This is a genomic window from Laceyella sacchari (genome assembly GCF_024927925.1).
Lineage (GTDB): Bacteria > Bacillota > Bacilli > Thermoactinomycetales > Thermoactinomycetaceae > Laceyella > Laceyella sacchari.
In genome coordinates this window covers 2699613-2724451 of sequence record NZ_CP103866.1, presented here as the reverse complement: position 1 = coordinate 2724451, position 24839 = coordinate 2699613, and the positions used below count along the sequence as shown (strand labels likewise).

Annotated in this window: 25 protein-coding genes and 1 riboswitch; of the genes, 20 read left to right on the top strand and 5 right to left on the bottom strand. The window is 52.0% G+C overall.

The window, feature by feature from the left end:
• Positions 1–86: 86 nt before the first annotated feature.
• Both NYR52_RS13310 and NYR52_RS13305 read right to left on the bottom strand, forming a co-directional pair.
• The gene (locus NYR52_RS13310) at positions 87–1244 is read right to left on the bottom strand and encodes an SH3 domain-containing protein (protein WP_259435804.1); all 1158 of its coding nucleotides are present in this window, start codon (positions 1242–1244) and stop codon (positions 87–89) included.
• A 266-nt stretch (positions 1245–1510) separates the two neighbouring features.
• Complete coding sequence (locus NYR52_RS13305; protein WP_259435803.1) at positions 1511–2656, bottom strand: SH3 domain-containing protein; 1146 nt, start codon at positions 2654–2656, stop codon at positions 1511–1513.
• 335 nt (positions 2657–2991) lie between these two features.
• Here NYR52_RS13305 and NYR52_RS13300 point away from each other — a divergent pair, with 335 nt between their 5' ends.
• From NYR52_RS13300 to NYR52_RS13250, 11 genes are all read left to right on the top strand, one after another.
• Positions 2992–4131 carry an HAD family hydrolase gene (locus NYR52_RS13300; protein ID WP_259435802.1) on the top strand — a complete coding sequence of 380 codons (1140 nt, stop codon included), beginning with the start codon at positions 2992–2994 and terminating at the stop codon, positions 4129–4131.
• A gap of 142 nt (positions 4132–4273) precedes the next feature.
• Entirely contained in the window at positions 4274–4885 is a 612-nt protein-coding gene (locus tag NYR52_RS13295) for a superoxide dismutase (RefSeq protein ID WP_022736931.1), read from the top strand.
• Positions 4886–5054: 169 nt separating this feature from the next.
• Positions 5055–5336: an alpha/beta-type small acid-soluble spore protein gene (locus NYR52_RS13290; RefSeq protein ID WP_259435801.1), complete on the top strand. Its 282-nt coding sequence runs from the start codon at positions 5055–5057 to the stop codon at positions 5334–5336.
• Positions 5337–5473: 137 nt separating this feature from the next.
• On the top strand, positions 5474–6574 hold the full coding sequence (locus NYR52_RS13285) for an MGDG synthase family glycosyltransferase (protein ID WP_132222928.1): 1101 nt from the start codon (positions 5474–5476) through the stop codon (positions 6572–6574).
• Between the two features lie 98 nt (positions 6575–6672).
• Positions 6673–7683, top strand: a complete 1011-nt coding sequence (locus NYR52_RS13280) for a fumarylacetoacetate hydrolase family protein (RefSeq protein ID WP_246026950.1) — start codon at positions 6673–6675, stop codon at positions 7681–7683.
• 85 nt (positions 7684–7768) lie between these two features.
• A riboswitch (SAM riboswitch) is annotated at positions 7769–7880 on the top strand.
• A gap of 87 nt (positions 7881–7967) precedes the next feature.
• Positions 7968–9284, top strand: coding sequence for a homoserine dehydrogenase (locus NYR52_RS13275; protein ID WP_259435800.1), 1317 nt, complete (start codon positions 7968–7970; stop codon positions 9282–9284).
• A gap of 164 nt (positions 9285–9448) precedes the next feature.
• The gene (gene rlmD / locus NYR52_RS13270) at positions 9449–10837 is read left to right on the top strand and encodes a 23S rRNA (uracil(1939)-C(5))-methyltransferase RlmD (protein WP_259435799.1); all 1389 of its coding nucleotides are present in this window, start codon (positions 9449–9451) and stop codon (positions 10835–10837) included.
• A 35-nt stretch (positions 10838–10872) separates the two neighbouring features.
• Positions 10873–11832, top strand: a complete 960-nt coding sequence (locus NYR52_RS13265) for a nucleoside recognition domain-containing protein (protein ID WP_259435798.1) — start codon at positions 10873–10875, stop codon at positions 11830–11832.
• 126 nt (positions 11833–11958) lie between these two features.
• Complete coding sequence (locus tag NYR52_RS13260; RefSeq protein ID WP_106341636.1) at positions 11959–12423, top strand: GNAT family N-acetyltransferase; 465 nt, start codon at positions 11959–11961, stop codon at positions 12421–12423.
• Between the two features lie 362 nt (positions 12424–12785).
• Complete coding sequence (gene abc-f / locus NYR52_RS13255) at positions 12786–14366, top strand: ribosomal protection-like ABC-F family protein (protein ID WP_259435797.1); 1581 nt, start codon at positions 12786–12788, stop codon at positions 14364–14366.
• A gap of 120 nt (positions 14367–14486) precedes the next feature.
• Complete coding sequence (locus tag NYR52_RS13250) at positions 14487–15389, top strand: DMT family transporter (RefSeq protein WP_259435796.1); 903 nt, start codon at positions 14487–14489, stop codon at positions 15387–15389.
• A gap of 34 nt (positions 15390–15423) precedes the next feature.
• Here the strand turns inward: NYR52_RS13250 and NYR52_RS13245 are convergent, their stop codons facing one another.
• Both NYR52_RS13245 and NYR52_RS13240 read right to left on the bottom strand, forming a co-directional pair.
• Positions 15424–15780, bottom strand: coding sequence for a YolD-like family protein (locus NYR52_RS13245; RefSeq protein WP_132222916.1), 357 nt, complete (start codon positions 15778–15780; stop codon positions 15424–15426).
• Positions 15777–17006: a DNA polymerase IV gene (locus tag NYR52_RS13240; RefSeq protein WP_259435795.1), complete on the bottom strand. Its 1230-nt coding sequence runs from the start codon at positions 17004–17006 to the stop codon at positions 15777–15779. The genes NYR52_RS13245 and NYR52_RS13240 overlap by 4 nt, the downstream gene beginning before the upstream one ends.
• Before the next feature lie 117 nt (positions 17007–17123).
• On the opposite strand from NYR52_RS13240, the gene NYR52_RS13235 reads away from it, so the two are divergent.
• The 3 genes from NYR52_RS13235 (at position 17124) to NYR52_RS13225 (ending at position 19552) form a co-directional block, all read left to right on the top strand.
• Positions 17124–18728: an amidohydrolase gene (locus NYR52_RS13235; RefSeq protein WP_132222912.1), complete on the top strand. Its 1605-nt coding sequence runs from the start codon at positions 17124–17126 to the stop codon at positions 18726–18728.
• Positions 18729–18811: 83 nt separating this feature from the next.
• Positions 18812–19240 carry a cell wall hydrolase gene (locus NYR52_RS13230; RefSeq protein ID WP_132222910.1) on the top strand — a complete coding sequence of 143 codons (429 nt, stop codon included), beginning with the start codon at positions 18812–18814 and terminating at the stop codon, positions 19238–19240.
• Positions 19241–19252: 12 nt separating this feature from the next.
• Positions 19253–19552 (top strand): spore coat protein GerQ, encoded by a 300-nt coding sequence (locus NYR52_RS13225; protein ID WP_054095919.1) that lies wholly within the window; start codon positions 19253–19255, stop codon positions 19550–19552.
• Between the two features lie 90 nt (positions 19553–19642).
• Here NYR52_RS13225 and NYR52_RS13220 read toward each other — a convergent pair whose 3' ends face one another.
• Positions 19643–20086: a YtoQ family protein gene (locus tag NYR52_RS13220; RefSeq protein WP_132222908.1), complete on the bottom strand. Its 444-nt coding sequence runs from the start codon at positions 20084–20086 to the stop codon at positions 19643–19645.
• A gap of 428 nt (positions 20087–20514) precedes the next feature.
• Here NYR52_RS13220 and NYR52_RS13215 point away from each other — a divergent pair, with 428 nt between their 5' ends.
• From NYR52_RS13215 to sat, 6 genes are all read left to right on the top strand, one after another.
• Positions 20515–22143, top strand: coding sequence for a nitrite/sulfite reductase (locus NYR52_RS13215; protein ID WP_132222906.1), 1629 nt, complete (start codon positions 20515–20517; stop codon positions 22141–22143).
• A complete protein-coding gene (locus NYR52_RS13210) occupies positions 22140–22361 on the top strand; it encodes a DUF3906 family protein (RefSeq protein ID WP_106341631.1) in 222 nt (73 codons plus the stop codon). The genes NYR52_RS13215 and NYR52_RS13210 overlap by 4 nt, the downstream gene beginning before the upstream one ends.
• 66 nt (positions 22362–22427) lie before the next feature.
• Positions 22428–23156, top strand: a complete 729-nt coding sequence (locus NYR52_RS13205) for a phosphoadenylyl-sulfate reductase (protein WP_132222904.1) — start codon at positions 22428–22430, stop codon at positions 23154–23156.
• Positions 23102–23299: a TSUP family transporter gene (locus NYR52_RS16790; protein WP_375163152.1), complete on the top strand. Its 198-nt coding sequence runs from the start codon at positions 23102–23104 to the stop codon at positions 23297–23299. The genes NYR52_RS13205 and NYR52_RS16790 overlap by 55 nt, the downstream gene beginning before the upstream one ends.
• A gap of 56 nt (positions 23300–23355) precedes the next feature.
• The gene (locus tag NYR52_RS16785; RefSeq protein WP_158283388.1) at positions 23356–23526 is read left to right on the top strand and encodes a hypothetical protein; all 171 of its coding nucleotides are present in this window, start codon (positions 23356–23358) and stop codon (positions 23524–23526) included.
• Positions 23527–23613: 87 nt separating this feature from the next.
• Entirely contained in the window at positions 23614–24774 is a 1161-nt protein-coding gene (gene sat, locus NYR52_RS13195; RefSeq protein ID WP_132222900.1) for a sulfate adenylyltransferase, read from the top strand.
• The last annotated feature ends 65 nt before the right edge of the window (positions 24775–24839 follow it).

The window sequence follows — 24839 nt, the reverse complement described above, 5'->3', positions numbered from 1 at the left end:
AGAGGGAATACAAAATCACCTCTTGCTTTGCAGAAAAACGAAAAGGAGCCCGATCATGGGCTCCTTTGTTATATGAAGGGGAACAGTTATTTGGCGACGGAATTGTGAATAAATCCAGTGCGTCCGTCTTTTAACTTCACAATAAACCATTCGCCGTTTGTGCCTGTGCGTTCCAGTTTGGTGCCTTTGGCCACTCGCATGATAATGGTTGCTTTTTGTGAAGGGGCGTTGCGAATGTTGGCCAAGTTCACCGTTACGGTCACCATTTGCTTTTGCACCGGTGCTGTTGCGGAGATTTTGGCGACCGATTTATGGACATACGCTGTGTAGCCTGTTGTCAGTTGAACCCGGAACCAATCTTTGTTCTCACCGGTCAGCGCGATTTTGGTTCCTTGTTTCACTTTTTGCACGATCGGTGCACTCAGTGAAGGGTTGGAACGAATGTTGACCACGTTTTCAGTGGTGACCACGGTTCCGCTTTTGGAGACAAACGAGGAAGTTGGTGTGTCGCTTGGTTGACCGGAAACTTTGGTAACGGTCGAGTTGTGGATGAAACCAATCTTCCCGTTTTCCAGTTTTACCTGGTACCAATCTTTGACGAAGCCGGTCAATTCCAAGACGATACCTGTTTTCTCCTGTTGGATGATAAAGGCACCAATCGATGGACCGGTACGTACATTGGCCAAATTGACGGTGACTTTCACTTTCCCTTCAGTTGGTTGTACAGCGAACGAGGGGTCGCCTGACCATTTGCCGTTGGAAGCGCCTTTGTGAATCCATACCGGCGTTCCTTCAGGGATGGTATTGTACAATTCAATCAAGTCTTCTTTTTTCATGCGCACACAACCACTGGAAGCGTGCGTGCCGATAGACTCAGGCTTGTTGGTGCCGTGAATGCCGTAAGTGCGGCCATTGTCGCCGTTGACGCTCAGACCCATCCATTTTTCCCCAAGGGGATTGTTTGGGTCGCCGCCAGGAATGTTTTTCCAACCCGGTTTGTTGATCTTCACGACCATGGTGAATGTGCCTTCAGGTGTGAGTTCTTCCGTCCGCCCGGTAGCGACCGGATAGGTTTTTTTCAATTCACCGTCTTTATACAAATGCAACTTATTGTTGGTTTTGTCGATCTCTACTTGGTAATTGGGTGCGGCCCCAGACGTCGTGTAGTAGAACCCGAACACGACGGCGATGGTAACAAGTGTGGGGACGAACCATTTCAGATGTCTACCCGTAACTCTTCCCACCTGCGGGCCAGATGACGAGCAGGTGGGTTTCACCTCTCTTTGTTTATGTTTTTCAATGTATTTGTGATTTGCTCTCTTTTCTAAATGCGAACAGACGGCTTCCCCTTCATGTGTTCATGAGGACAAGCCATTTGCAGGCTTGTCTTTTTTACTATACAAGGAAAAGGAAGCGAACGGGGGAGTATATTTTAGCTAAAATATGAATTATTGATTAACAAAATATGGCGCCCGTAAGCGCCATGAAAGACCGTCGCGGATATGCACTTTCAGGAAACACAAGAACGATGGATGTATGCCGTGCTTCCGCTTTTCAGCCGGATTTGTACCCACTCTCCCGACATGCCTGTCTTGGTCAGTGTCGTGCCCTTGGCCACGCGTTGCAGTACCTTGCCGGTAGTAGAAGGCGTGGCGCGGATATTGGCGAGATTGACACTCACTTTTACGGTGGAAGTGGAGGCTGTGCTTCGGGTGGCCACCGTGTAGTGCAGATATGCGGTGTTGCCATTAGCCAATTTGATGCGGAACCATTCCTTGCTAGCTCCAGTCAAAGTAAATTTGGTACCTTTTTTCGCTTTGGTGACAATGGAAGCGGACAGGCTTGGAGCGGAACGGACATTGGCGACCGAAGCCGTCACCGTCACTTGCCCGGTAGCCGGTTGGATGCCGGATGTCGGGGATTGGTCGCTCCCCTTGGCCTCATACTTTACATAGGGACTGTACACAAATGCGAGGCGCCCATTGGGCAATTTCACTTGATACCAATCGCCGGAAATGCCGGTGACCGTCAAGCGGGTGCCTTTTGCCAGGGTTTGAATGACGAAGGAACCGGTTGATGGGCCTGTACGGGCGTTGACATTGCTACCCGTGATCGTGGCTGTCCCTGATTTGGGTTTGAGTCCGACGCGGCTGTCCCCACGCCATTGGTTGTTGCTGGTTCCGGAGTGAATCCAAACCGGAGTTCCTTCATAAATGGTGTTATACAATTCAATCACGTCTTTGTTGTGCATCCGGACGCAACCGCTGGAGGCATGTTTGCCAATGGATTGAGGATTGTTTGTCCCGTGAATGCCATAGGTGCGGCCGTTGTCGCCGCGGACGCTGATGCCATTCCAACGCTCCCCGAGCGGATTGTCGGGATGGCCGCCAGGAATGTTTTTCCAGCCTGGCTTGTTGATTTTGACTACTACGGGCCAAGTGCCTTCAGGTGTGAGTTGGCTGGTTCGCCCAGTTGCCACGGGGTACACCTTGCTCACTTTGTCATTTTTGTATAAGTAGAGTTTGTTCGTTTTTTTGTTAATTTCGATTTTGTAGTCAGTTGAAGCCGCGAAGCTGTGTTGTGGAATGATCAATGTGGCCATTAAGGCGATGATGGCAATCAAGCCCATGTTCAAAAGTATCTTTCTATGGAACAATATGTCCCCCTCCCTTTAAGTAAAAAGCCTTTGGCGACGGGCAAAATTTGACAAATGCCTCTATTTCGATCATACTTCATGTCAAATTCCCTGTGAAGACTATATAATCAAAAATATTTAAAAATAATCGTAAGATCATTAACTTGCCTTCTACCTGCCAGATTGGGATGTCTGCATTGTGCCGGTGGGTAGGGGATTGATGGCGAGTGACATCATTTTAATAAAGAATTAATGCGATAAAGGCTAGAAGTCGGCGGCGGGTTAATGGTAACATCAATCTCATAACAAACGGCAAGGCAAAAGCGAATGCCATCACTTTGGGGGAGGGTTTTGCTGTGTATAAGACGGTTTTGTTTGATGTGGATGGTGTGTTTTTGAGTGAAGAGCGGTGTTTTGATGCTTCGGCTCTGTCAGTGTGGGAATTGTTGCATGCCCCCCACTTCCTTGCGTTGCCGCAAGCGGAGCATGATGTTCAACCGGAAGAATCTGCCATTCGGCTGATCCGGGACCGGGTGTTCGACCGCAATCGGGTTTTGGATTGGATGAAGACGCGGGGGCTTAATTCCAATTGGGACATGGTATATCTCGCTTTTGCGGGCCAACTGCTTTTGTTGTTGAAACATCTGTATCCAACGCATCCGACGGAAGTGAAGGATTTTGTCAGCCAGCCGATCACGGAGGAAGCGCTTGCCGGAATCCAGCAGTGGGCAGGAAAAGATAAGAATGGATTCGCACCAGAGTTCACCCGGTTCCCGGATCTTTTTGCAGGGCAAGAGCAGTTGGACAAGATGGCTTTGCTCACCTATTTCAACACGTTAGCCTCTGATTGGTTTGACGTAGAAGTGAAGCAGTTTTCACGAAACAGCGCCTTGTGGGAATGCTGTTACTCCGTTTATCAGGAGTGGTATCTGGGGGATGAATTGTACCGAAAAAGCGAAGGTGTCGATGTGCGCATGCCCGGAAAAGTAGGCTTTTTGCAACAGGAAATTCCCATTGTCGCCCCTGAACGGATGGGGGAGATGCTCAAGCTGCTCAAAGAGAAAGGGATTGCCGTGGGCATCGGAACCGGGCGCACCTTTGAAGAAACGGCAGTGCCGCTAAAACAGCTGGGGCTATTCGGATTGTTCGATAAGTCGCACATCGCCACGGCATCAGACGTGATCGCTGCAGAGGAAGCCTATCCTGAAAAGGCGCCGCTCGGCAAACCCGAACCATATACGTATATTAAGGCTCTCTTGGGGGCGTCGTCCTCCATAGAAGCGTGTCTCGATTGCGCTTTGCCGCTGGCAGAGGGTGCTGAGATCTTGATCGTGGGGGATTCCGTCGCCGACTTTTTGGCAGCCAGAAAAATGGGTTGCGCTTTTGCGGCCACTTTGACAGGTTTGACTGGGAAGGCGGCGCGGGCTAAGTTTGAGCAGCTGAGGGCGGATTACATTCTGGACGATGTGACTGAATTGATGAAGGTGTTCACTTAAGAAAAATAAGTTTTTGGGTGAGTTCGTTGACTAACATCACCGATTTTTTGCATAATAAAAATTGAGACGCAATCATGATAGCAGCTCTTCTCCCCATCTTGGGGAATAGGAGTGTGGACATATTACATAGGAGGGTTCTGGAATGGCGAAATTCGAATTGCCCGCATTGCCTTACGCTTTTGATGCTTTGGAGCCGCATATTGACGCGCAAACCATGGAAATTCACCATGACCGCCATCATGCCACATATGTGAACAACTTGAACGCCGCTCTGGAAGGAGTGGAAGTGAGCGCTACTTCCGTAGAAGCGTTGATTGCCAACCTGGATGCACTGCCAGAGAACGTGCGCACCGCTGTTCGTAACAATGGTGGTGGCCACGCTAACCACAGCCTGTTCTGGGAAATCTTGAGCCCAAATGGCGGCGGTGAACCAACTGGCGAAGTGGCTCAAGCGATCAAAGATACATTTGGCGATTTCGACAGCTTCAAGAAACAATTCACCGATGCGGCGACCAAGCGCTTCGGTAGCGGTTGGGCTTGGTTGGTTGTGAAAGACGGCAAGTTGGCTGTGACCAGCACCCCTAACCAAGACAGCCCGCTGATGGAAGGGGCTACACCAATCTTAGGCCTGGACGTATGGGAGCACGCTTACTACCTCAAATACCAAAACAAGCGCCCGGCTTACATCGAGGCTTTCTGGAATGTGGTCAACTGGGAAGAAGTAAACAAACGTTATCTCGCCGCGCGCGGATAATCGGGAAGCGCAACCCGTTATGGGGTTGCGCTTTTTTTGCTCTGGCGGGGCATGCCGGGGCGGAGTGTGCGCTTTTGCGCCGTGTAAACAAAAAGTGTAGAATAAAAAAAGTTCACCCCTTATATTTGCTGAAGTGTTGTCGCAGACTATCCAACAAGGAGGGGATGTGATGGCGCGCAAAAGAAAAAACCGGTTGCTCCATCCCGCAGCCAGACAGGGAATGGATATGCTTAAGAAGAATGTGATGGGCAAGGCGTTGGGCAAGCATATCGCAAGCCCAGATGACGTAAGTATGGAAGTAGCCAAGCAATTAGGCATTCCGTTTGAGGAGCGGGGGAACGGAGAGCTGAAGGCTGAAGACGCCGGCAAGATCGGCGGAGTCATCGGAGGAAGCATGGTGAAAGAACTGGTGCGCATGGCTGAGGCCTCGTTGGCTCACAACCGAAAATGAGGGCAAATCGGTATGAACGGTTAGTTAAGATTAGTATAGAAATCAACAGATTCATATATATGCGCTAAATGAGCGCGCTATAATGGGGAAGACGGGTTAAGGAGGGGAGTGCCATCGAACGCATACTCTTGCTTACAATGGGATTTGGGACAGGCCACAACTCCGCCGCCAAAGCGTTGGCGTGCGAGTTTAATAAACAACCGAACGTCACCGCGGAAGTCGTTGATCTGCTGCAACTCATTCCAAACAGTTTTCATCCCCTGTTGCAGTCCGGATACCACGGCATGCTAAGTAAGTTTCCGACCTTATACTATTATTTATATGATTGGACTCACCATAACAAAGTCATTCGGTACGTTTCTAGTGAAGTGATTGAAAAGATGGGCTGGTCCATTCGCAAAAGGTTGAATCAGCTGATTCGCGTGACGGAGCCAACCAAAATTGTGACCACCCATCCTTTCGGATTGCTCATGTGTCCGGACATCTACGAAGAGATCCCGACGGTTGGGGTGGTGACGGATTATGAGTTGCATCCCATTTGGCTCGCTCGCGTGCCCCATGTGTTGTGCGTGCCCAAAAAATTGCCTAATTGGCATCAGTTTGAGCGGATACAGTGGCAAACCGGGTTGTCATTGATTGAGACCGGCATTCCGGTCAATCCCACATTTTATGAGCATGTATCCAAGCAAGAGGCGTGCCGCCGGTTGGGGTTGTCCCCCGTGCGCCCGGTGGTGCTCGTCATGGGCGGAGGCACTGGCCTGGGACCGTTGGAACAAGTTGTGGGCGAATTGCAAGAGTTGGACCATTTGCAGTTGGTGGTGCTGACAGGGAAGAATCGGGGGTTGTTTGAGCGGCTGACTCAACAGTTTGTTGCACCGCACATACGGATTGAGGGGTATCGCACCGATGTACCCTTATGGATGTCCGCCGCCGACCTTTTGATCACCAAGCCGGGTGGGGTGACCATCACCGAGGCTATTGCTAAACAGTTGCCGATGCTGTTGTTTGAAGCTTTCCCGGGTCAGGAAGAAGCTAATCAGCAATATCTCTTGCATCATCGCGTCGCCATGATTACGCGTCCGTCAACCATTCGCCTGCAAGTCTCCAAACTGCTCGATTCACCGTTGCAATTGGGGCGGATGCGCGAACGGTTTGAGGTACTGATGTCATCAGACGCGTGTCAGAGAATCGTCAAAGAGACATGCAATGCCAAAGCTCCCATTTTACAGACTTTGTAATGAAGTCTGTTTTTTTATGCGCCGTAGGATGAATCATTTCGCCGCTTGCTAAACGATTCAAAGTTGGAATATTGTAAAAAGGAGGGGAGGGAAAGTGGATGAAGTTGGTTACTTATATGGTTAAAGTGGATGAACTCAATATTCAATCACAAGATGGGATGCTGGCCCGTTTGGGCTGGGTGCGGGACGGGCATGTGATCGATGTCGGGCTGGCACAGCAGTGCATGGAGTTGGAGCAAAACCTCGTCTTTCCTTACCGTCTCGCCACCGACATGCTTACGTATTTGCAACGGGGTGAACAGGAACGCGACTTTCTGCAACAACTGGATCAAGCATTGGGGCAGAGAGATTGGTTGCGCTTGCAAGTGGAAGGGGAACCGGTGGCATTGGCTCTGGCCGAAGTGGATTTATTTGCGCCGATTGCGACACCGAGTAGCCTGCGCGATTTCTACGCCTTTGAAGAACATGTGCGGACATGCCGCCAAAAGCGGGGATTGGACATGGTACCGCAGTGGTATGAAATCCCCGTTTTTTATTTTTCCAACCATCAAGCAGTGATTGGCCCGGAAGCGCCTGTGAAAAAACCGGCGTACACCAATCAGCTGGACTATGAATTGGAGATTGCCTGTGTCATCGGCAAAAGGGGTAAGAACATCAAGCGCGAAGAGGCTCTTGCCCATATCGCAGGCTTCATGATTATGAATGATTGGAGTGCTCGCGACGCCCAACTGCAAGAGGTGGCGGTCGGGCTTGGGCCGGCGAAAGGGAAAGACTTCGCTACTTCGCTTGGCCCCTGGTTGGTGACGACAGATGAATTGGAAGATTGTCGCGATGGAGAGCACTGGTCGCTTACGATGCGCGCGCGTGTTAATGGCCGTGAGCTATCCAAAGGGAATACCAAAGAGTTGCATTGGACCTTCGCGCAAATGATTGAACGGGCGTCTGCTGAGTGTGAATTGGTACCAGGAGACGTGATCGGATCAGGCACGGTGGGCACAGGTTGCTTGTTGGAGTTGGGTGAGGAAGTCCACCCTTATCTCCAACCAGGAGATGTGGTAGAATTGGAGATCGACCGCTTGGGATTGTTGCGCAACACGATTGTGGAATGACATTTTCTTTTTAATAATTGACAAGTATCCTCGGTTAGCCCATAATAAATTAAAATATTGGAAAAACGATATCGGTTGTACGACTTTCTTATCCAGAGTGGCGGAGGGACTGGCCCGATGAAGCCCGGCAACCTCGGTATATCCTTACCGGAAGGTGCCAAATCCTGCAGTGCCCATGTTGCACTGAGAGATAAGAAGAATGGTTTCGTCGTGTGCAAAAACCCTCTTCTTATCTAGAAGAGGGTTTTTTCTATATTCAAACACAATCATTTGGAGGGATTGGGATGGAACAGGTGCGAGTGGCACTGTTGGGCTTGGGTACGGTAGGCACCGGCGTGTGGAAGATGATTCAAAGCAACCAAGACGTGATCGCCCGGCGCACGGGCATGTGGGTAACGGTGGAGGCCATCTTGGTGCGCGATATCAACAAAGAACGCCAAGTGGAAGGAACGCAATCGTTGTTGACCAACTGTTTTGACGAAGTGCTGGCCCGCGAGGTAGATGTAGTTATCGAAGTGATGGGAGGCGTCGAACCGACCCGTGATTATTTGCGGCGGGCAATGGAAAACGGTTGTCACGTTGTGTCCGCCAACAAGGAATTGTTGGCCCGCCATGGGGAAGAATTGCGCGCATGGGCAAAGCAGTTTGGTGTGAAGTTGGCTTATGAAGCCAGTGTGGGCGGTGGAATTCCGATTATCGGCACGGTTTCCCATTTCCTGAAGGCCAATCGCATATGCAAAGTTTCTGGCATATTAAATGGTACAACCAACTTCATTCTAACCAAAATGAAGGACGAAGGTCGTACGTATGAGGACATATTGATAGAAGCGCAGCAAAAGGGATATGCTGAAGCGGACCCGACGGCAGATGTTGAGGGAATCGATGCTGCTCATAAACTGTCGATTCTCTCGCGCCTCGCTTTTGATGTGCATGTGCCTGTCGATCAGATTCAGCGGGTGGGCATCACACAGATCTCCCCGATCGAATTGGAGTTGGCCGATCAGCTTGGCTTTGCGGTTAAATTGCTTGCTTCCGCTGAACAATACGGTGAAAACGGCCCAGTGTCCTGCTCGGTATCCCCTACCTTGTTGCCGTTGTCCCATCCCTTGTCCAATGTGAACGATGTGTACAATGCTGTGCATGTAGAGGGAGACTTTGTTCAGGACCTTACGCTGATCGGCCAGGGGGCGGGTGAGAAGCCGACTGCCAGCGCTGTGGTGGAGGATTTGTGCAACTTGTGGCGGTTGGCGGGACAGACCGCCGGCAAAGCGGCTCCCCGCGCATTGTTATTGGAGAGTGCGGATGGAGATGGTTCACGCTTTCATCTCTTGTCTTATCCGTCCGTGCAAGCATCGGCTGCCCAAGTGGTCGGGCACCTGGAGCGGGCAGGTCTACCGGTACAGGCATGGAAGGCGACGCAAGAGGGAGAAACAACGTGGTTAGCGTTGATCGCCAACGGATGGAAGCAAGGGCAAGCGGATTGTTTGTTGCGTGAGCGGAGCTTGGCAGTGACTTGGCATGCAAACCGTCCCGTTGTGGGCGGAGGGGTTCCATGGAGCTCCAAGGCAGTGCCGTTGGCTAAAGCGGCGGGCGGCCAGTGAACAGGCAGAAGGCTCCTGCTGTTTAAAGCTTTTGGTTTTTTCTTTATTCCGGCGGCCACCAATGGCCGTCTTTTTTTGGAATCACCTGCCCGTCAGACCTGCGTTTTCAAATTGTTTCGGGTACAATAGGATAAGCGCATTTATTAAGGAAAGGAAAACGGCAGATGAACAAGTCAACCAAGCAAGCAAAACAGATTCGCTTGAAGCGGGGAGAGGTGATCCAGCTTCCCATCCGCCGCATCGGCATCAATGGCGAGGGTATAGGCCACTACCAAAAGCAAGTCGTTTTTGTGGAAGGCGCTGTACCGGGTGAAATCGTGGTTGCCCGTGTGGTACAAGTGGAACCCAAATTTGCCAAAGCCCAATTGCTGAAAGTGAAGAAAAAATCAGCTTATCGGGTGGAACCGCCGTGTCCGGTGTATCGGGAGTGCGGTGGGTGCCAATTGCAGCACATTGACCGCCGGATGCAGAAGCGCTTGAAGCGGGAGTTGGTTGCCGAGAGTTTCGCCAGGTACGCTGGTTTGCGAGATGTGCCGATCGGCGAGACTGTCACCATGGATGAACCGTGGTCGTATCGCAACAAGGCGCAATTTCCTTTACGGCGCGTGGGCGGTCAAGTCTCTATGGGCATGTTTTCCGCCGCTTCTCACCAATTGGTTGATGCGAGTGCATGCATGGTGCAACACCCTAAGCTGAACGAAGCCCTTTATAAAGCCAAGCGACTGGTGGAGGAGTTGGGGGTGGATATCTATGATGAGCGGAAACATCGCGGCACACTCAGGCATTTGGTGGGGCGGATTGCTTTCGCCACGGAAGAAATCCAGTTGGTGTTGGTCACCCGGACAAAATCATTTCCCGAAGAAGAAGCTTTTGTGCGTGAAGTGACCCGAAGGCTACCTCAAGTGAAAAGCGTAGTGCTGAACTACAATCCAGATAAAACTTCGCTTGTATTTGGAGAAGAGTCCCGGCTGTTGTGGGGGAATGAGAAGCTGATTGAGCGATTGGGAGAGTTGACGTTTGCGTTATCTGCCCGGGCCTTCTTTCAGCTCAATCCCGTCCAGACCGTCCGGCTGTATGACGCGGTCAAACGAGCAGCTCGCCTGACAGGGACAGAAACTGTGATTGACGCCTATTGCGGAGCAGGAACCATCGGCTTGTGGTTGGCGTCTGGAGCGAAGCGTGTCATCGGCATGGATACAGTACCTGAAGCTGTTGCCGATGCCAAGGAGAACGCCAAGTTGAATGGTATCGCCCATGCCGAATATTACGTGGGTGCGGCAGAAACGCTTTTGCCCAAGTGGATCAAAGAAGGGTTGCGGCCAGATGTTATCGTGGTAGATCCGCCGCGGACCGGATTGGGACAGCCTCTGTTGCAGGCTCTGATGCGGACAAAGGTGCCGCGCTTGGTATATGTTTCTTGCAATCCAGCGACGTTGGCCAAAGATTGTGCGCAGTTGTTGAAGAGCGGGTATCGGGTTGCAGGGATTGAACCGTTTGATATGTTTCCACAGACAGCGCATGTGGAAGCCGTGTGTGAATTGGTGCAGACATAAATGAATAGCAAAACAGAAAGAGCGGGTGGGAGAAGATGAACCGTAGCGTGGATTGGAAGAAGGGGATGCGCGCTGGCCTTAAAACATCGTGGGAGTTGAGCAAAATCGTTCTTCCCATTGCAATTGTCATTCAGGTGGCTAAGCAGACGCCCGTGTTGGAATGGGTGACGGAACGCATTGCTCCCTTTATGTCTGTGTTTGGATTGAGTGGGGAAGCGGCGATTCCGCTGGTGTTGGGCAATGTGTTAAATCTTTATGCCGCATTAGGGGCTATGCAGGCGGTTGACTTGACGGTGAAGCAAGCGTTTATCTTGGCGGTCATGCTTAGCTTCTCACACAACATGTTTATCGAATCGGCGGTTTGTCGCCGGGTGGGTGTGGCGACATGGGCCGTGATCACTGTGCGGATGGGACTGGCAGTGGTCTCGGCCTTGATCATCAACTGGACGTGGGCCGGTGGCGGAGAACCGATCACACAAGGAGTGTTGGCGCCAGTTGAGCATGCCCGTGCCGACGGCTGGGTGGATATCTTGCTGACGGCCCTCTACGCATCGGCCGAAGGTGTATTGCAACTGGTGGTGATTGTGCTGCCGTTGATGGTCGTTTTGCAGGCCCTCAAGGATGTCGGTTTTCTGGATCGGGTGGCGCAGTGGATTATGCCGCTGCTCAAACCTTTGTCGATTTCCGGGCATGGAGCGATTGCGATGGCCACGGGGTTGTTTGCTGGCTTGTTTCTGGGGGCGGGTCTTATCATTCAAGAGGCGGAAGAGCGCAATTTTTCCAAGCGTGATATGACATTGATTATGATTTTTTTGGCCGCTTGTCATGCGGTCGTTGAGGATACCTTGATTTTTGTCCCACTTGGAATTCCGGTCATTTACCTGTTGTTGATCCGATTGCTGGCTGCGATCGCCGTCACACTGGTTGTCGCACGCCTTTTAGTGAATTCCGGAGAAGAGCCCTTAGGGCAGCGGATGCAAAGACAGGTGCATTGAAATTGATGATTGGGTATTTTTCTACATTTTATAAATGTTTAGCAGGGTTAATCTATATAAAAGTCGAATAAAATCATTTAATATTCTAGTGGTTTGGTGCAATGACATGAAAGGGATGAACATGACATGGAACTCGTTTTTCGCACGATTAAACCTGCTGATGCACCTGTGTTAAAGGAATTCTTGGAGTTGGCGATGGAGTTTTATGGAAACGAACGTGAACAAATGATGGATCATTATCTCGCAGATTGGGGAAAACGGGTGGATATCGGCTTTATCGTTTTATTAAAGAAAGAAAAAAAGCCGATTGGTGCAGTATGGTTCCGCCAATTCACACAAGACCGCCCGGGGCTCGCTTTTCTTGATGAGAAGACGCCAGAGCTGATTGCGGCTGTTTCGCCAGAGTATCGCAATCAAGGGATTGGGCGCTACCTGATTACCCGGTTGGTTAATCAAGCCCGCATGGAGGGCTTTCAGGCACTTTCGGTTGCCGTGCATAAGGATAACCCGGTGCTCGGCTTATACGAGCGGCTCAGCTTTCAAGTTGAGCGCGAAGATGGGTCTCTCAAGGTGTTGCGGTTGACGCTTTAGCCTTGAAACTCCTGGGCGCATTGTTTTTTACCGTTTTTGCTTCGGTAAGGTTTGCCTTTTGCCCGATCGTCTTGCAGTTCGTTGACCGAGTGCGTTTGGGAGGGTTATAATAAATGACAAATTGAAGGAAAGGAACGGTATGCGAACAATGGACAATGTATCTCGCTAATCGAAACCAATCATTGAGGAATCAATTACTCAGTGTTTTCGGAGCGGGATTCGTCTGTCCATTTTTCGTTATTGCACGAGCATCACTGGCGCGTTGCTTGGCTGGTTTATACCTGTCAAGTGATGGGCTTTTCGTGTATGCCGTTAAACGGATATGGCATGAATCCTCTCTGAGAACGAAGGGAGGATTTTTTTTGTTTTTGCTAGAAGCGGCAAATGTGAATAAGTGGTTGGGTGAGCGGTTGTTATTCTCATTGGATGAATTGAAGGTACAAGCCGGTGAAAAAATCGGCATCGTCGGTTTGAACGGCGCTGGCAAAACGACGCTTTTGCGCACATTGGCCGGGGAAGAGCCCGCCGACGAAGGACGGATTGTGCGGCACGGTTCGGTGGCCTGGATCAAACAACTGGTCAGCGACAGCGAAATGCCGCTGAGCGGGGGTGAACAGGTGCGCGAGCAGATTAAACGGGCCTTTTCAAAGCAAGCCTCGCTTTTGTTAGCGGATGAGCCGACTTCTCACCTCGATTTGGCCGGGGTCAAGTGGCTGGAGAAAGAGTTGCGGTCGACAGACCGTGCCGTCCTGCTGATCTCACATGACCGGGCGCTGTTGGATGCGGTTTGCGGTAAGATTCTGGAGATTGAACAGGGAGTGTGCACACTGTATCCGGGCAACTACTCCTTTTACCGCGAAGAAAAGGAACGGCGTCGCGCCTTTGCCCAAGCGGAGTATAATCAGTACGTGGCCGAGAAAAAACGGTTGCAAGCGGCGATTCGTGAAGTGAAAGAACGGTCGCGGAGGATGATGAAGCCGCCGAAGGGGATGAGCGTGTCCGAAGCACGTATGGGAAAAGATTATCGAGGGACGAAGCAGGGAAAAGTGGCGGGACGCGCGAAAGCGCTCGAATCGCGGTTGGCCCGCTTGGAAGAGAAAGAAAAGCCGCGCGAGTTGCCGCATGTGCAATTTGATGCCAGCCATCACCATCCCATCGGAAGCAAGGTGGTGTTGCGACTGGAGCAAGTCGGCAAACCAGGCCTGTTTGCACCGTTGCGGTGTGCGATTCCGACGGGAGCGAAGGTGGGCGTGATTGGTGCCAATGGTGCGGGCAAATCGACATTGCTTCAGTTGCTGGTTTCCCGCGCGCCTGGGGTTGCCTGGGCCTCGGCGGCGAAAATCGGTTTTTTCCAGCAACAACTCAATGTGTTGGATGAAAGAAAATCGATTTTGGAGAATGTGCGGATATCCAGCCGGTATGATGAGACCATGATCCGCACGGTACTTGCTCGGCTGTTGTTTCGCCGTGAGGAGGTGCACAAGCCGGTGAGCGTGCTCAGCGGCGGCGAGCGGGTGAAGGCGGCGCTGGCCAAAGTGTTTTTGAGCGAGTCCAATGTGTTGGTGTTGGATGAACCGACCAATTTCTTGGATCTGTTTGCGCGCGAGGAGTTGGAACGGGTGCTTAAAAGTTATCCGGGAACGTTGCTGTTCGCTTCGCATGACCGTCATTTGCTCCGGGAGGTGGCTGACCGCTTGATTATCATTGAAGATCAGCGCGCCGTTTATTTCCAGGGAACGTTTGCGGAGTATGAGCGAAGCTTGACCCGAACAGTCGCCTCTCAGCCCCAACAGTCGGCTGAGTCCTTGTTGCGGGTTGAAACGGCATTGGCGGAAGTGCTGGGGCGACTCGGTTTCCCGTTACCAGAGGCGGAGCGAGCTGAGCTGGAACGGCGTTTTCAGGAGCTGGTGCGAGAACGCGATCGGTTGAAACGAGGGAAATAGAAGCGTGTGAGAGGGTTGCATCCATGGGGTAGGATGCGGCCCTTTTTTCGTTGAGGGAGTGGAGACATCGGCATGGTTTTGCCTTAAAATCAGAATATGATGCCAAAGGGAGGTGAAACGATGAATCCATCGCGTGCCGGTGTGTTTTTGTTACTCGCATTGGGAGTGGTGGCATTCTCTTTTTCCGGTATTTTCATCAAGTGGTCGTCTGCGCCTGCCAGCGTGTTGGCCACGCATCGTTTGTCGCTGACTGCGTTGCTCATGTTGCCATGGGTCTGGCGGGAGCGTGCCGGGCTGACTGGCCTGACGGGTAAGGATTGGGTTCGGCTGTCGCTGTCGGGCTTTTTTTTGAGCTTGCATTTCTTGTTCTGGATGTCATCCTTCCATTACACCTCAGTGGCTAGTGCAATGATTTTCTTGAATCTGACCCCGCTCCTGGTGGCGGCGGGAGCTTTTCTGATGTTTAAGGAGAAGTATCCGGCGCGTGCGTTTTGGGGAATGGGATTGGCGCTGGTCGGCACGGGGCTGGTTGTTGGCGGTGATTTTACTTGGACCCTTACGGCGCTGTGGGGAGATGTGTTGTCGTTTTTGGGCGCGGTTGCTGTTGCCATCCATATGCTATTGGGGCAAAATTTGCGCCAGCGCATCTCTTCGACGGTTTACAGTTTTGTGGTGTTTGTGGTCGCCACCTTGGTGCTGGCCGGATATAACGTTGTTCTCGGTGTCCCGCTGTTTTCCTATCCAGCTGAAGAATGGGGCATCTTCTTCCTGTTGGCCACCGTGCCGACCGTCTTTGGCCACTTGTTGTTCAATTGGTTGCTCAAGTTTACCAAAGCGGTTACGATTCAGATGGCCGTACTGGGTGAACCGGTAGGAACGGTTTTGTTGGCGGCGTGGCTCCTTGATGAGGCGGTCATTTGGTCGCAACTGGTGGGTGGATTGCTGTCTATCGTCGGAATTGTGTGGTTTATTCGGGCGCAGGCGCGGTCAGAAGAAGATGGCAAGGTTCAGACGGCTGCTTGAGAAGGCTTCAACCTCTGAGCGGAGCTACATGGCCTTATACGTCATCCCTGTCCGTAGCCTTTTCCATTCCGTAGATGTCGGAGAAGGGAATGGTGGTGGTTTCCCGCCCATTGGCCAGTCGAATCCAGCGCTCATGCGGATTGATTTTTTGCACAAAGCCGCACCATTCACAGGGGCGGCGCCGGCTCACATAACGGACGAGCAGAGGGAAGTCGCCATCCACCGCCTCCATCAGCAGGCGATTCATCTCGACGAGCTGGTCTTCATCCAACTGAGGGGGAATGAACGCTTCCTCGTCCTGTTTGCGTTGCAAGAGTGCCGCACGGTGTTCTGGGAGAAACATACGGCTGCCTTCCCACAGCATGTTGTGGCGATTCAAAGATTCATTCATCGGTAATGCCCTCCTATTTTTTGTGACCGTTCTAGAGCTTGCCCGGCGCGGGTTAGCGAAGCGGCTCGCAAAATGGCAGTAGGACCGAAGCGTTGGTTGATTTCATCCATGACATGGCCCAAACGGTACTGTTGCTCATTGTTCTCAAATAAGCTGAGTTGCATGGGTTGATCGGTGGACAGCTGGCTCAGGCTTACACCGATGGAACGGATCGGCTGGCCGTCCCAAAAGCGGGTGAACAATTCCCGGGCATGGCTAAATACAGTCATTGTGTGATTGGTTGCTTCCGGCATGGTGCGTTGCCGATGGAAGCCGCTGGGGAAGTTGAAATCGGCTCCGCGGCAACCGACACTGACAGTCCACCCCACTTGCCGTTGCCGACGCGCGCGCCGGCACACTTCCTCGCACAACTCCAATAAAACGACACTGATTTCTTCCGTGGTGCGATAGTCACGGGGCAAGGTCATCTGATGCCCGATTGCTTTTTGTTTTTGAAACGTGTCAGGATGAACGGGTGATAGGTCAATGCCGTTGGCTGTCATCCACAGAACATGCCCGTTCACTCCCCACCGTTTTCGCAGGCGAGCCAGTGGGCAACGGGCGAGGTCGCCAATTGTGGCGATTCCCATGCGGCGCAAGTGGCGTCCCATCCGTTTGCCGACACCAAACATTTTTTCAACGGGCAACGGCCAGAGATGGGTTTCCAACTTGTCTTTGGTCAGTTCAAACAAGCCGCTTTCGTTCTTTTTGGCAAAGTGGTCGCAAGCCATTTTGCTGAGCACTTTGTTGGGGCCGACGCCAATTCGGGCATACAGACCGAGTTGGATGGCGATCTCTTGTTGGATTTTGCGGGCCGTTTCCATCGGGGAGCCGAATAATGTTTGGCAACCGTTGATGGAAAGGAATTGCTCATCAATCGAATACGGTTCAACCCGATCGCTAAATTGGCCCAAAATCTCTGTAATCCGCAAGGAGGTTTGCAGGTAAAGAGACATTCGCGGCCGAACCACGGTCAAGTGGGGGCAACGCTCTTCCGCTTCCCGCAAGGTGATAGCGTTTTGGATGCCATACGATTTGGCGAGCGGGCAAGCGGCGAGGATGACGCCACTTCGCCGCTCTGGGTCACCCGAGACGACCAGGGGGCGATGTTGCAACTCGGGCCGCAAGGCTTTTTCGATGCTGGCGTAGAAAGATTGCATGTCAATGAGAAGCACCGTTGATTCCATATGGGTCACTCCATTATGCGAACATATGCTTGCGTTTGTTTTTATTATATGCAAATATATGTTCGGGTAATATCGTAAAATGTTTCCAATCAGATCAGGACAGGGGAGAGGACTGGCATGAACGGGAAAACGATCTATTATCACGGACGGATCATCACATTGGACCCGTCCCAGCCATTGGCGGAAGCGGTAGTTGTGGAGCAGGGGCGGATTGTAGCGGTGGGGGAGACGGAACAGCTTTTGCTCGATCATGGCCGGGCGCAAGTAAACAAGGTAGATTTGCAAGGGGGCTATGTTTATCCGGGGTTCGTCGACAGCCATCTTCACCTGTCAGGGGTTGGGCAACGGTTGCGATGGCTGGATCTGGGTGTGTGTCGGAGCAAAACGGAGTTATTGCAGGCAATCAAACGGCGGGTGGTAACCAGCAAAGAGGGTGAATGGATTCTGGGCATGGGGTTGGATGAAAACCGTTTGCAGGGCGGCGCACCGACACTGGAAGAGTTGGATGAAGCCAGCCCCCACCATCCCGTGCTTTTGGCCCGGGTCTGTTTGCATGCTCATCTCGTCAATTCGGCTGCTTACCGGGTGGCGGGGATCACAGAGTCAACGGCGCCACCGGAAGGCGGTATGTTTGGGAGGGACGGAAGCGGACGGCTGAACGGATGGGTGTATGAACAAGCTTCCCAGCCTTTCTATGCTGCGCAACCCACCCCGTCTTACCACGAAAAGAAAGAGGCGATTCGCCAAGCGATGAAACAGGCGTTGGCTTGTGGATTAACTGGCGGGCACAGCGAAGATTTGCGGTATATCGGAAATGTCGGGGAGTTGGTGCGGATTTATCGCGAGTTGGTGGATGAGGGAGTGAAGTTTCGAACGCATCATCTGTTGTATCACCCTTATCTGGCTGAACTCGATGAGCTGGAGCCAACGGAGCTGGTGCCAAATCCGTGGGTTCGCTTGGGGGCGGTAAAAATTTTTGCCGACGGTTCGATTGGCGGAAGGACCGCGTTGATGTCGGCACCTTATACCGATGATCCGAATCAAATCGGGGTGGCGATCCACGAGCAAGCGGAATTGCTGGACTTGGCGCGCCGTGCTGCTACCTGTGGACGCCCCATCGCGGTGCATGCGATTGGTGATGAAGCGGCGCGCCGGGTAATTGAGACCATGGAGCAAGTCCCCGCTCCGGCAGGAGAGCTACGGCATCGCCTCATTCATGGTCAATTTTTGCGGGCGGATCTGATTGCGCGCCTGCAAAGGCTGGATGTGGTGGTGGACATTCAACCGCGTTTTGTAGCGAGCGACTTTCCATGGGTGTTAGAGCGGGTGGGAGAACAACGGATTGCTTATGCCTATGCATGGAAAACGTTGCTCGAAACAGGAATTTCCTGCGCGGCAGGGAGTGATGCTCCAATCGAGCCTTTGCATCCGCTCTTGGGAATGCACGCGGCAGTGACCCGGCGACGCCTGGAAGATCCAGTTACTCATCCTGGATATCTGCCTGAGCAGAAATTGCAACCGCTTGCGGCTTTGCGTTTGTTTACGCAGGGAAGCGCTTACGCGGAAGGCATGGAAAAGGAGAGAGGCGTGATCGCTGTTGGGCGCTGGGCAGATCTCACCGTGTACGACCGCGATCTTTTGCAGTGCCCAGCGGAGGAATGGATCAAAGCGAAGACGGTGTGCACAGTGGTGAACGGACAGATGGCATACGATGGGAGATAATCCGAACCCGTCGACTCCGCTTCCAAACATTTGATGTTCTTTTTTGACAAGGGGCCACATATTTTTACCTCAGGGGGGATGGTATGGCCATCATCAACGCGCGGGAAAAAGATGTCAAGTTGTTGGCCCGGTTGATGCGGGCGGAAGCAGAAGGAGACGGGAAACTTGGTATGTTGAATGTGGGCAATGTGGGCGTGAACCGGGTGTTGGCCGATTGTCTCGATTTTGAGGGGCTACGCTCGGTCCAGGACATGGTGTTTCAATCTCCGGGCGGGTTTGAAGCAGTGCAAAAGCCTTATTTCTACCAAGCGGCGCGCCAACAGGACATCCGGCTGGCCCGACAAGTCGTTCGCGGCCAGCGGTTCACCCCAGGACGGTATGCTTTGTGGTTTTTCGAGCCACCGGGAGCATGCCCGGCCCGATGGTTCAACCAAGTTAACGCCGGGCGTTATAAAAGCCATTGCTTTTATATACCGAGCCAATCGGATTGCCCCAAAGTATTCAGTTTTTAGGAGGCGGTGGAGATGTACTGGTCTTATCCATATGTTATGGGCATGGATGCCAATGTGTCGCAGCGGCGGCAGGAGCGGCGGTTTTCGGAAGATTTGATGCAAGCCAATGTGGGAAGACGAATCACGGTGTTTTTGACTTATGATGGTAGCCAACAGTGGCGGGATGTGACATTCTCGGGGGTGTTGCGCCAAGTGGGCCGGGATTATTTCATGATCCGGGAACAGAATTCTGGCCGGGACATGATGTTTTTAAACATCAATTTGGATTATGTGGTATTTGAGGATCAACCAGCGCGATTGGCGGAAGCATAGGGGAATGTGTGAAATGGAACGATGGCAAGCCGGGCGGAAAGGCGCCTGGTTTTTTCTGTGGATGAAAGGACTCCAACAAAGCGGAGTCCTTTACTCTTCAAAGAGATAGGCCAAGGCGTCCAAAGCTTGTTCAGGGGTCTCGACGACCAGTTGCGCGCGTTGGGCGAGTTCTTTGAGCGGATGGTGCAGACTTTCTGGCCGGATGAGAATCAATGGCTTATTTAAAGCCAAAGCCATAGATGCATCCATGGCCGTGTTCCATTGCCGGTATTTTTCACCGAACAGTGCGATCACAATGTCGGCTTTTTGCATCCAAACCCGTGTACGCAGGTTATTCACTTCTGAAGCGACATGGTCGCGATACACAGCATTTGGTTGCGTTCCTTTGATGCGTTCGCCGATTGCATCGGAGAGGTCATGGTTTTCTTGCGGCCCTTTGAAGCGGATGGGGAGGTTGCGGGCTTGCGCGCCTTGACGCAATTGTTCCCGCCAATCATCGTGAATCTGCCCAGCCAAATATACGATCAATTCCATAGCAAAACGCCTCCTTGATTCCCACGGGGGAATGTGTTTTACATGGCGGCTCCGTGTGGGCGGGCCACAAACTAAAGTGTATCAAATGAGCGTTCTGCGATAAATGGGTTTGCCGTGAATCGGAACAAGTGAAGAGGAAGGGTTGGCAGAACATTGGTGAAAAAAAGCTTCTTACAATCGAAAATGAATGGATCGTATCAACAGGGAGGTTCGGTCAAATTTTAATAAACCCGATCATCTAACTTGGGTTATGATGTAAGAATTGAATAAAAATGATTGACTGTATTAGTTATCTATTTTATTCTTAAAGCAGTGTACTTAATTCCGAGTTAATGTATATGGAATACCTGTTTTGCATGAGCAGACGCTGGAGGAAAGCGTGGGTTGTCTGTTAACACGGGGGAAATTGGGCAAAGGGAGTGACTGCCATGACGGTAGAATGGAAGTGGGCTGAACAAGCAGACAAACTAAACTCAGTAGAGCAATTGAAATTGAGACAGGATGGGCTCGACATCATCGACGAGATCAGAGAAGTTTACGCCAAACAGGGATTTGCCTCCATTCCGGAGGAGAAATTCGCCTTGTTCAAATGGGCGGGCATATATCAACAGCGCCCAAAATCTGACGGTTACTTCATGATGCGGGTTCGCATTCCCACCGGCATCTTAAACAGCCGTCAAGCGAGAGTCATCGCGGAGCTCTCTGAACGGTTCGGACGTGGTTTGATCGATGTGACGACGCGGCAGGCCATTCAATACCATTGGTTACGGGTGGAAAATCTGCCGGAGATGTTCGACCGTTTAGGCGAAGTAGGCCTCCATTCATACGAAGCGTGTGGAGATTGCCCACGGACCATTATTGGCAATCCGCTGGCGGGCATCGATCCCAATGAATTGATTGATACCCGGCCGATTGTGGCTGAGTTGGAGAAGACTTTTTTGCTGAACAGAGAGTTTTCCAACCTGCCGCGCAAGTACAAAATTTCGGTTTCGGCAAGCATTTATAATCCTGCCCATGCGCAGATCAATGATCTTGCGTTCACTCCCGCAGTCAAAGAAATAGATGGGGAAGAAGTGGTTGGATTCCATGTTTGGGTGGGCGGCGGCTTGTCCAACCGTCCGCATTTGGCACAACAATTGGATATATTTGTCCGACCGGAGCAAGTGGTGGATGTAGCCGTGGGTGTGACCAAAGTGTTCCGCGATTATGGATATCGACAAAAACGACACCGCTCCCGCCTGAAATTCTTGGTTGCCGACTGGGGCCCGGAGAAATTTTTGGAGGTGTTGTCCGGCGAGATCGGCACCTACCCGACGCGCGGGGAAGATCGGATCGTTGGCTGGAATGCAGGATATTTCACCGGAGTGCATCCGCAAAAACAAGCGGGCCTCTCCTATGTGGGGTTGAGTATTCCGGTCGGCCGGACTTCGGCGGAAGAATTCACAGCGTTGGCTGATTTGGCTGATCGTTATGGCTCGGGCACATTGCGCACAGTCAACACGCAAAACATTATCATCTCCGATGTGCCTGATGAGAAGGTAGCAGCCTTGCTCGAGGAGCCGCTCTTGAAGCGGTTGAGCCCGTCGCCAAAACCGTTTGAAGGCCACGCCGTGTCCTGCACCGGCAATGAGTTTTGCAACTTGGCGCTCACAGAGACGAAAGAGTTGATGCGAGAAGTGGCGCGGTATCTGGATGAGCATGTGGAATTGGATACCCCGATCCGGATTCATGTCAATGGATGCCCCAACTCCTGCGGACAACAGCAAATCGCCGACATCGGCTTGATGGGTGGCAAAAGCAAAACAGCCCAAGGGATGGTCGAGTCTTACCAAATCTCCGTCGGCGGTCATCTGTTCGGAGCAGGGAAGTTCAACACTCCGCTCAAAGGGCGTGTGGCCAAAGAGCATGTAGCTCCGGTGCTGAAAGAGCTTGTTCTGTTCTATAAGGAACAAAGACAGGCCGGAGAACGGTTTACACAGTTTATCGAGCGAGTTGGCATAGAGGCGTGCCAAGCAGAGCTGGATCGCATTTGTGAACGGGTGGTGCCGTCAGTATGAGCCAGGAATTGTACTTATACCGGTTGAAGGCTGAACTGAAAAACGGTGACACCCATGCGGTGGTGGTGTTGTCGACGGGCGATGAGCAAGCTTTCACCCATGCGGAAAAGGAATTGGAGCGTTATCTCATAGCCACACCAGATGTGAGGGAATGGACACTGGAAGAGAAAAAGAGAGTTCGCCCGGGTTCTGGTTACGTCTTGTCGTCCAACGGCTGAAATTGGTCTGATATGTGATCAAACCGTGCAACCAGACATATATGGAATGGGTGAGGAGGAATGAAAATGGAAAAACAGCTGTTGCAACAAGCGGTGTTGGATGAAACGCGGCTGAAGAGTTTGCAAGAAGAGTTGCGGACGAAACATCCGGAAGAAATCATCCGTTTCGGCGTAGAAGAGATTGGAGTCAAAGCGATCACGCTGGCTTGTAGTTTCGGTTATGAGGATGTGGCGCTGGTGGATATGGCGCTGAAGGTAAATCCTGAACTAGATATTTTTTATTTGGACACTGACTTGCACTTTGCGGAGACATATCAGGTGCGCGACCGCTTGAGCGAGCGTTACCGGAAAGAATTTATTCGTGTTGCGCCGGCACTGACGTTGGAAGAACAACAGGAGCACTACGGTGCTGAGCTTTGGAAACGCGATCCCGACTTGTGTTGCAAATTGCGCAAGGTGGAGCCGCTGAGAAAATTCCTGACCGGCTATCAAGGGTGGATCACCGGCATCCGTCGCGAACAGTCGCCCACGCGAGCGCATGCGGAAGTAATTGAATGGGATAAAGCCTTTGGCATGGTCAAATTGAATCCTTTGGCCTTTTGGAATGAAAAACAGGTGTGGAACTATATCTTCGCTCATGATATTCCGTACAACCCATTACACGACCAACAGTATCCGAGTATTGGTTGCCAGCCATGCACCCGGCAAGTGAAACCGGGTGAAGATCCGCGCGCGGGCAGATGGGCCGGGTCTGCCAAAACGGAATGCGGGTTGCACGTCTCGCAAAGCGAGTAATGTTGACAGTCTCCTTCACTGGATTCATCGTCGGTTTGCTTGTGGGCTTGGCGGGAATGGGTGGGGGGCTTCTGATGACACCGCTACTCATCTTGCTGTATGGCTTTTCACCGACGATGGCAGTGGGGACGGACTTGATATAAGCAGCAGTGACCAAAGTGGTGGAGAGATTTCAGCATTTCCGCCGGAAGACAGTCGATTGGAGCATTGTTGGCGCCTGGCCAAAGGAAGCGTTCCAGGCGGTTTGTTGGTGGGTCTGACATCGCTTGGCAGCGGGACGCAGTTTATGGCAATCTTGCTTTCCAGCAAGTCACTCGCGGCGGCGAAATTGGTGGAACCGATGTGGTTCATGCCTTTTTTCTCACCTTAAGCGCGCGGGTGCGATGCATGCTTCATTCGGTCAGGTGCACTTGGAGTTTGTTACAGGAATCAAGATGGTGTGAAGGGAGACGAAAGCATGGCAGAATTGATCGCCCCTCACGGAGGACGATTGGTGCAACGTGTTGCAACAGGAGCAGAAAAAGAGAAATGGTTAGAAAGGGCGGCGGCGTTTCCCTCCATATCGGTCGGCGCAGTGACATTGTCTGACTTGCATTGCTTGGCAACGGGCGTGTTTTCCCCGCTGACAGGATTTCTCAATGAGCGGGATTATCAGACCGTTCGGGACGAGATGCGGCTTGCTGACGGTACGGTATGGAGCATTCCTATTACCTTGCCTGTTCCGGAAGAGAAAGAGGCAGAAGTTAAGCGAGCGGAGTATGTGTCCCTGGTGACGGAAACAGGAGCGCTTGTGGCCGTGGTACGCGTGGAAAGTGTGTACAGAGTGGATCCGGAGTTGGAAGCGAGCAAAGTGTATCAGACCGTGGATCGCAACCATCCTGGGGTTGCCCGGTTGGCCGCGCAGTCAAACGTGTATCTAGGCGGGGAAATCACGCTCCTGGAAAGATTGGATCAAGGCATTTTTGCGAAGTATGCGTATGACCCCGCCGATACGAGAAAAATGTTTGAAGAGCGGGGCTGGCGGAAAGTTGTCGGCTTTCAGACGCGCAATCCTGTGCACCGGGCGCATGAATACATCCAAAAAGCGGCGTTGGAAACGGTGGATGGTCTCTTTTTGCATCCGCTGGTAGGGCAGACGAAGTCGGATGATATCCCTGCTGATGTGAGATTAAAAAGTTATGAAGTGATTTTGGAACACTACTACCCGCGCGACCGGGTGATGTTGGGGGTATTTCCGGCAGCCATGCGTTACGCCGGGCCACGTGAGGCCATCTTCCATGCGATGGCTCGCAAAAACTACGGTTGTACCCACTTCATCGTCGGCCGCGACCATGCGGGGGTAGGAGATTATTATGGCACTTATGATGCGCAAAAAATCTTTAGCCGGTTTACCCCTGACGAATTGGGAATCACCCCACTGTTTTTTGAACACAGCTTTTATTGCAAGAAGTGCGCGGGAATGGCTTCATACAAAACATGCCCGCACGGCAAAGAAGACCATGTGATCCTGTCAGGAACAAAAGTAAGACAGATGTTGCGCGAGGGAACGATGCCGCCACCGGAGTTTTCCCGTCCAGAAGTGGTTCGGGTGTTGATTGACGGCATGAAAAACGCTTAAACAAACAAATTTGAACAACGAAATCGCCAGGAAACAAAATGCAAACCACCCGGCATATGCCGAGG

Coding starts and splice junctions, on each gene's coding strand:
- NYR52_RS13295 (WP_022736931.1), top strand. CDS start 4,274: ATGGCGAAATTCGAATTGCCCGCATTGCCTTACGCTTTTGATGCTTTG.
- NYR52_RS13290 (WP_259435801.1), top strand. CDS start 5,055: ATGGCGCGCAAAAGAAAAAACCGGTTGCTCCATCCCGCAGCCAGACAG.
- NYR52_RS13285 (WP_132222928.1), top strand. CDS start 5,474: ATGGGATTTGGGACAGGCCACAACTCCGCCGCCAAAGCGTTGGCGTGC.
- NYR52_RS13280 (WP_246026950.1), top strand. CDS start 6,673: ATGAAGTTGGTTACTTATATGGTTAAAGTGGATGAACTCAATATTCAA.
- NYR52_RS13275 (WP_259435800.1), top strand. CDS start 7,968: ATGGAACAGGTGCGAGTGGCACTGTTGGGCTTGGGTACGGTAGGCACC.
- rlmD (WP_259435799.1), top strand. CDS start 9,449: ATGAACAAGTCAACCAAGCAAGCAAAACAGATTCGCTTGAAGCGGGGA.
- NYR52_RS13265 (WP_259435798.1), top strand. CDS start 10,873: ATGAACCGTAGCGTGGATTGGAAGAAGGGGATGCGCGCTGGCCTTAAA.
- NYR52_RS13260 (WP_106341636.1), top strand. CDS start 11,959: ATGGAACTCGTTTTTCGCACGATTAAACCTGCTGATGCACCTGTGTTA.
- NYR52_RS13250 (WP_259435796.1), top strand. CDS start 14,487: ATGAATCCATCGCGTGCCGGTGTGTTTTTGTTACTCGCATTGGGAGTG.
- NYR52_RS13245 (WP_132222916.1), bottom strand. CDS start 15,780: ATGAATGAATCTTTGAATCGCCACAACATGCTGTGGGAAGGCAGCCGT.
- NYR52_RS13240 (WP_259435795.1), bottom strand. CDS start 17,006: ATGGAATCAACGGTGCTTCTCATTGACATGCAATCTTTCTACGCCAGC.
- NYR52_RS13235 (WP_132222912.1), top strand. CDS start 17,124: ATGAACGGGAAAACGATCTATTATCACGGACGGATCATCACATTGGAC.
- NYR52_RS13230 (WP_132222910.1), top strand. CDS start 18,812: ATGGCCATCATCAACGCGCGGGAAAAAGATGTCAAGTTGTTGGCCCGG.
- NYR52_RS13225 (WP_054095919.1), top strand. CDS start 19,253: ATGTACTGGTCTTATCCATATGTTATGGGCATGGATGCCAATGTGTCG.
- NYR52_RS13220 (WP_132222908.1), bottom strand. CDS start 20,086: ATGGAATTGATCGTATATTTGGCTGGGCAGATTCACGATGATTGGCGG.
- NYR52_RS13215 (WP_132222906.1), top strand. CDS start 20,515: ATGACGGTAGAATGGAAGTGGGCTGAACAAGCAGACAAACTAAACTCA.
- NYR52_RS13210 (WP_106341631.1), top strand. CDS start 22,140: ATGAGCCAGGAATTGTACTTATACCGGTTGAAGGCTGAACTGAAAAAC.
- NYR52_RS13205 (WP_132222904.1), top strand. CDS start 22,428: ATGGAAAAACAGCTGTTGCAACAAGCGGTGTTGGATGAAACGCGGCTG.
- NYR52_RS16790 (WP_375163152.1), top strand. CDS start 23,102: ATGGGCCGGGTCTGCCAAAACGGAATGCGGGTTGCACGTCTCGCAAAG.
- sat (WP_132222900.1), top strand. CDS start 23,614: ATGGCAGAATTGATCGCCCCTCACGGAGGACGATTGGTGCAACGTGTT.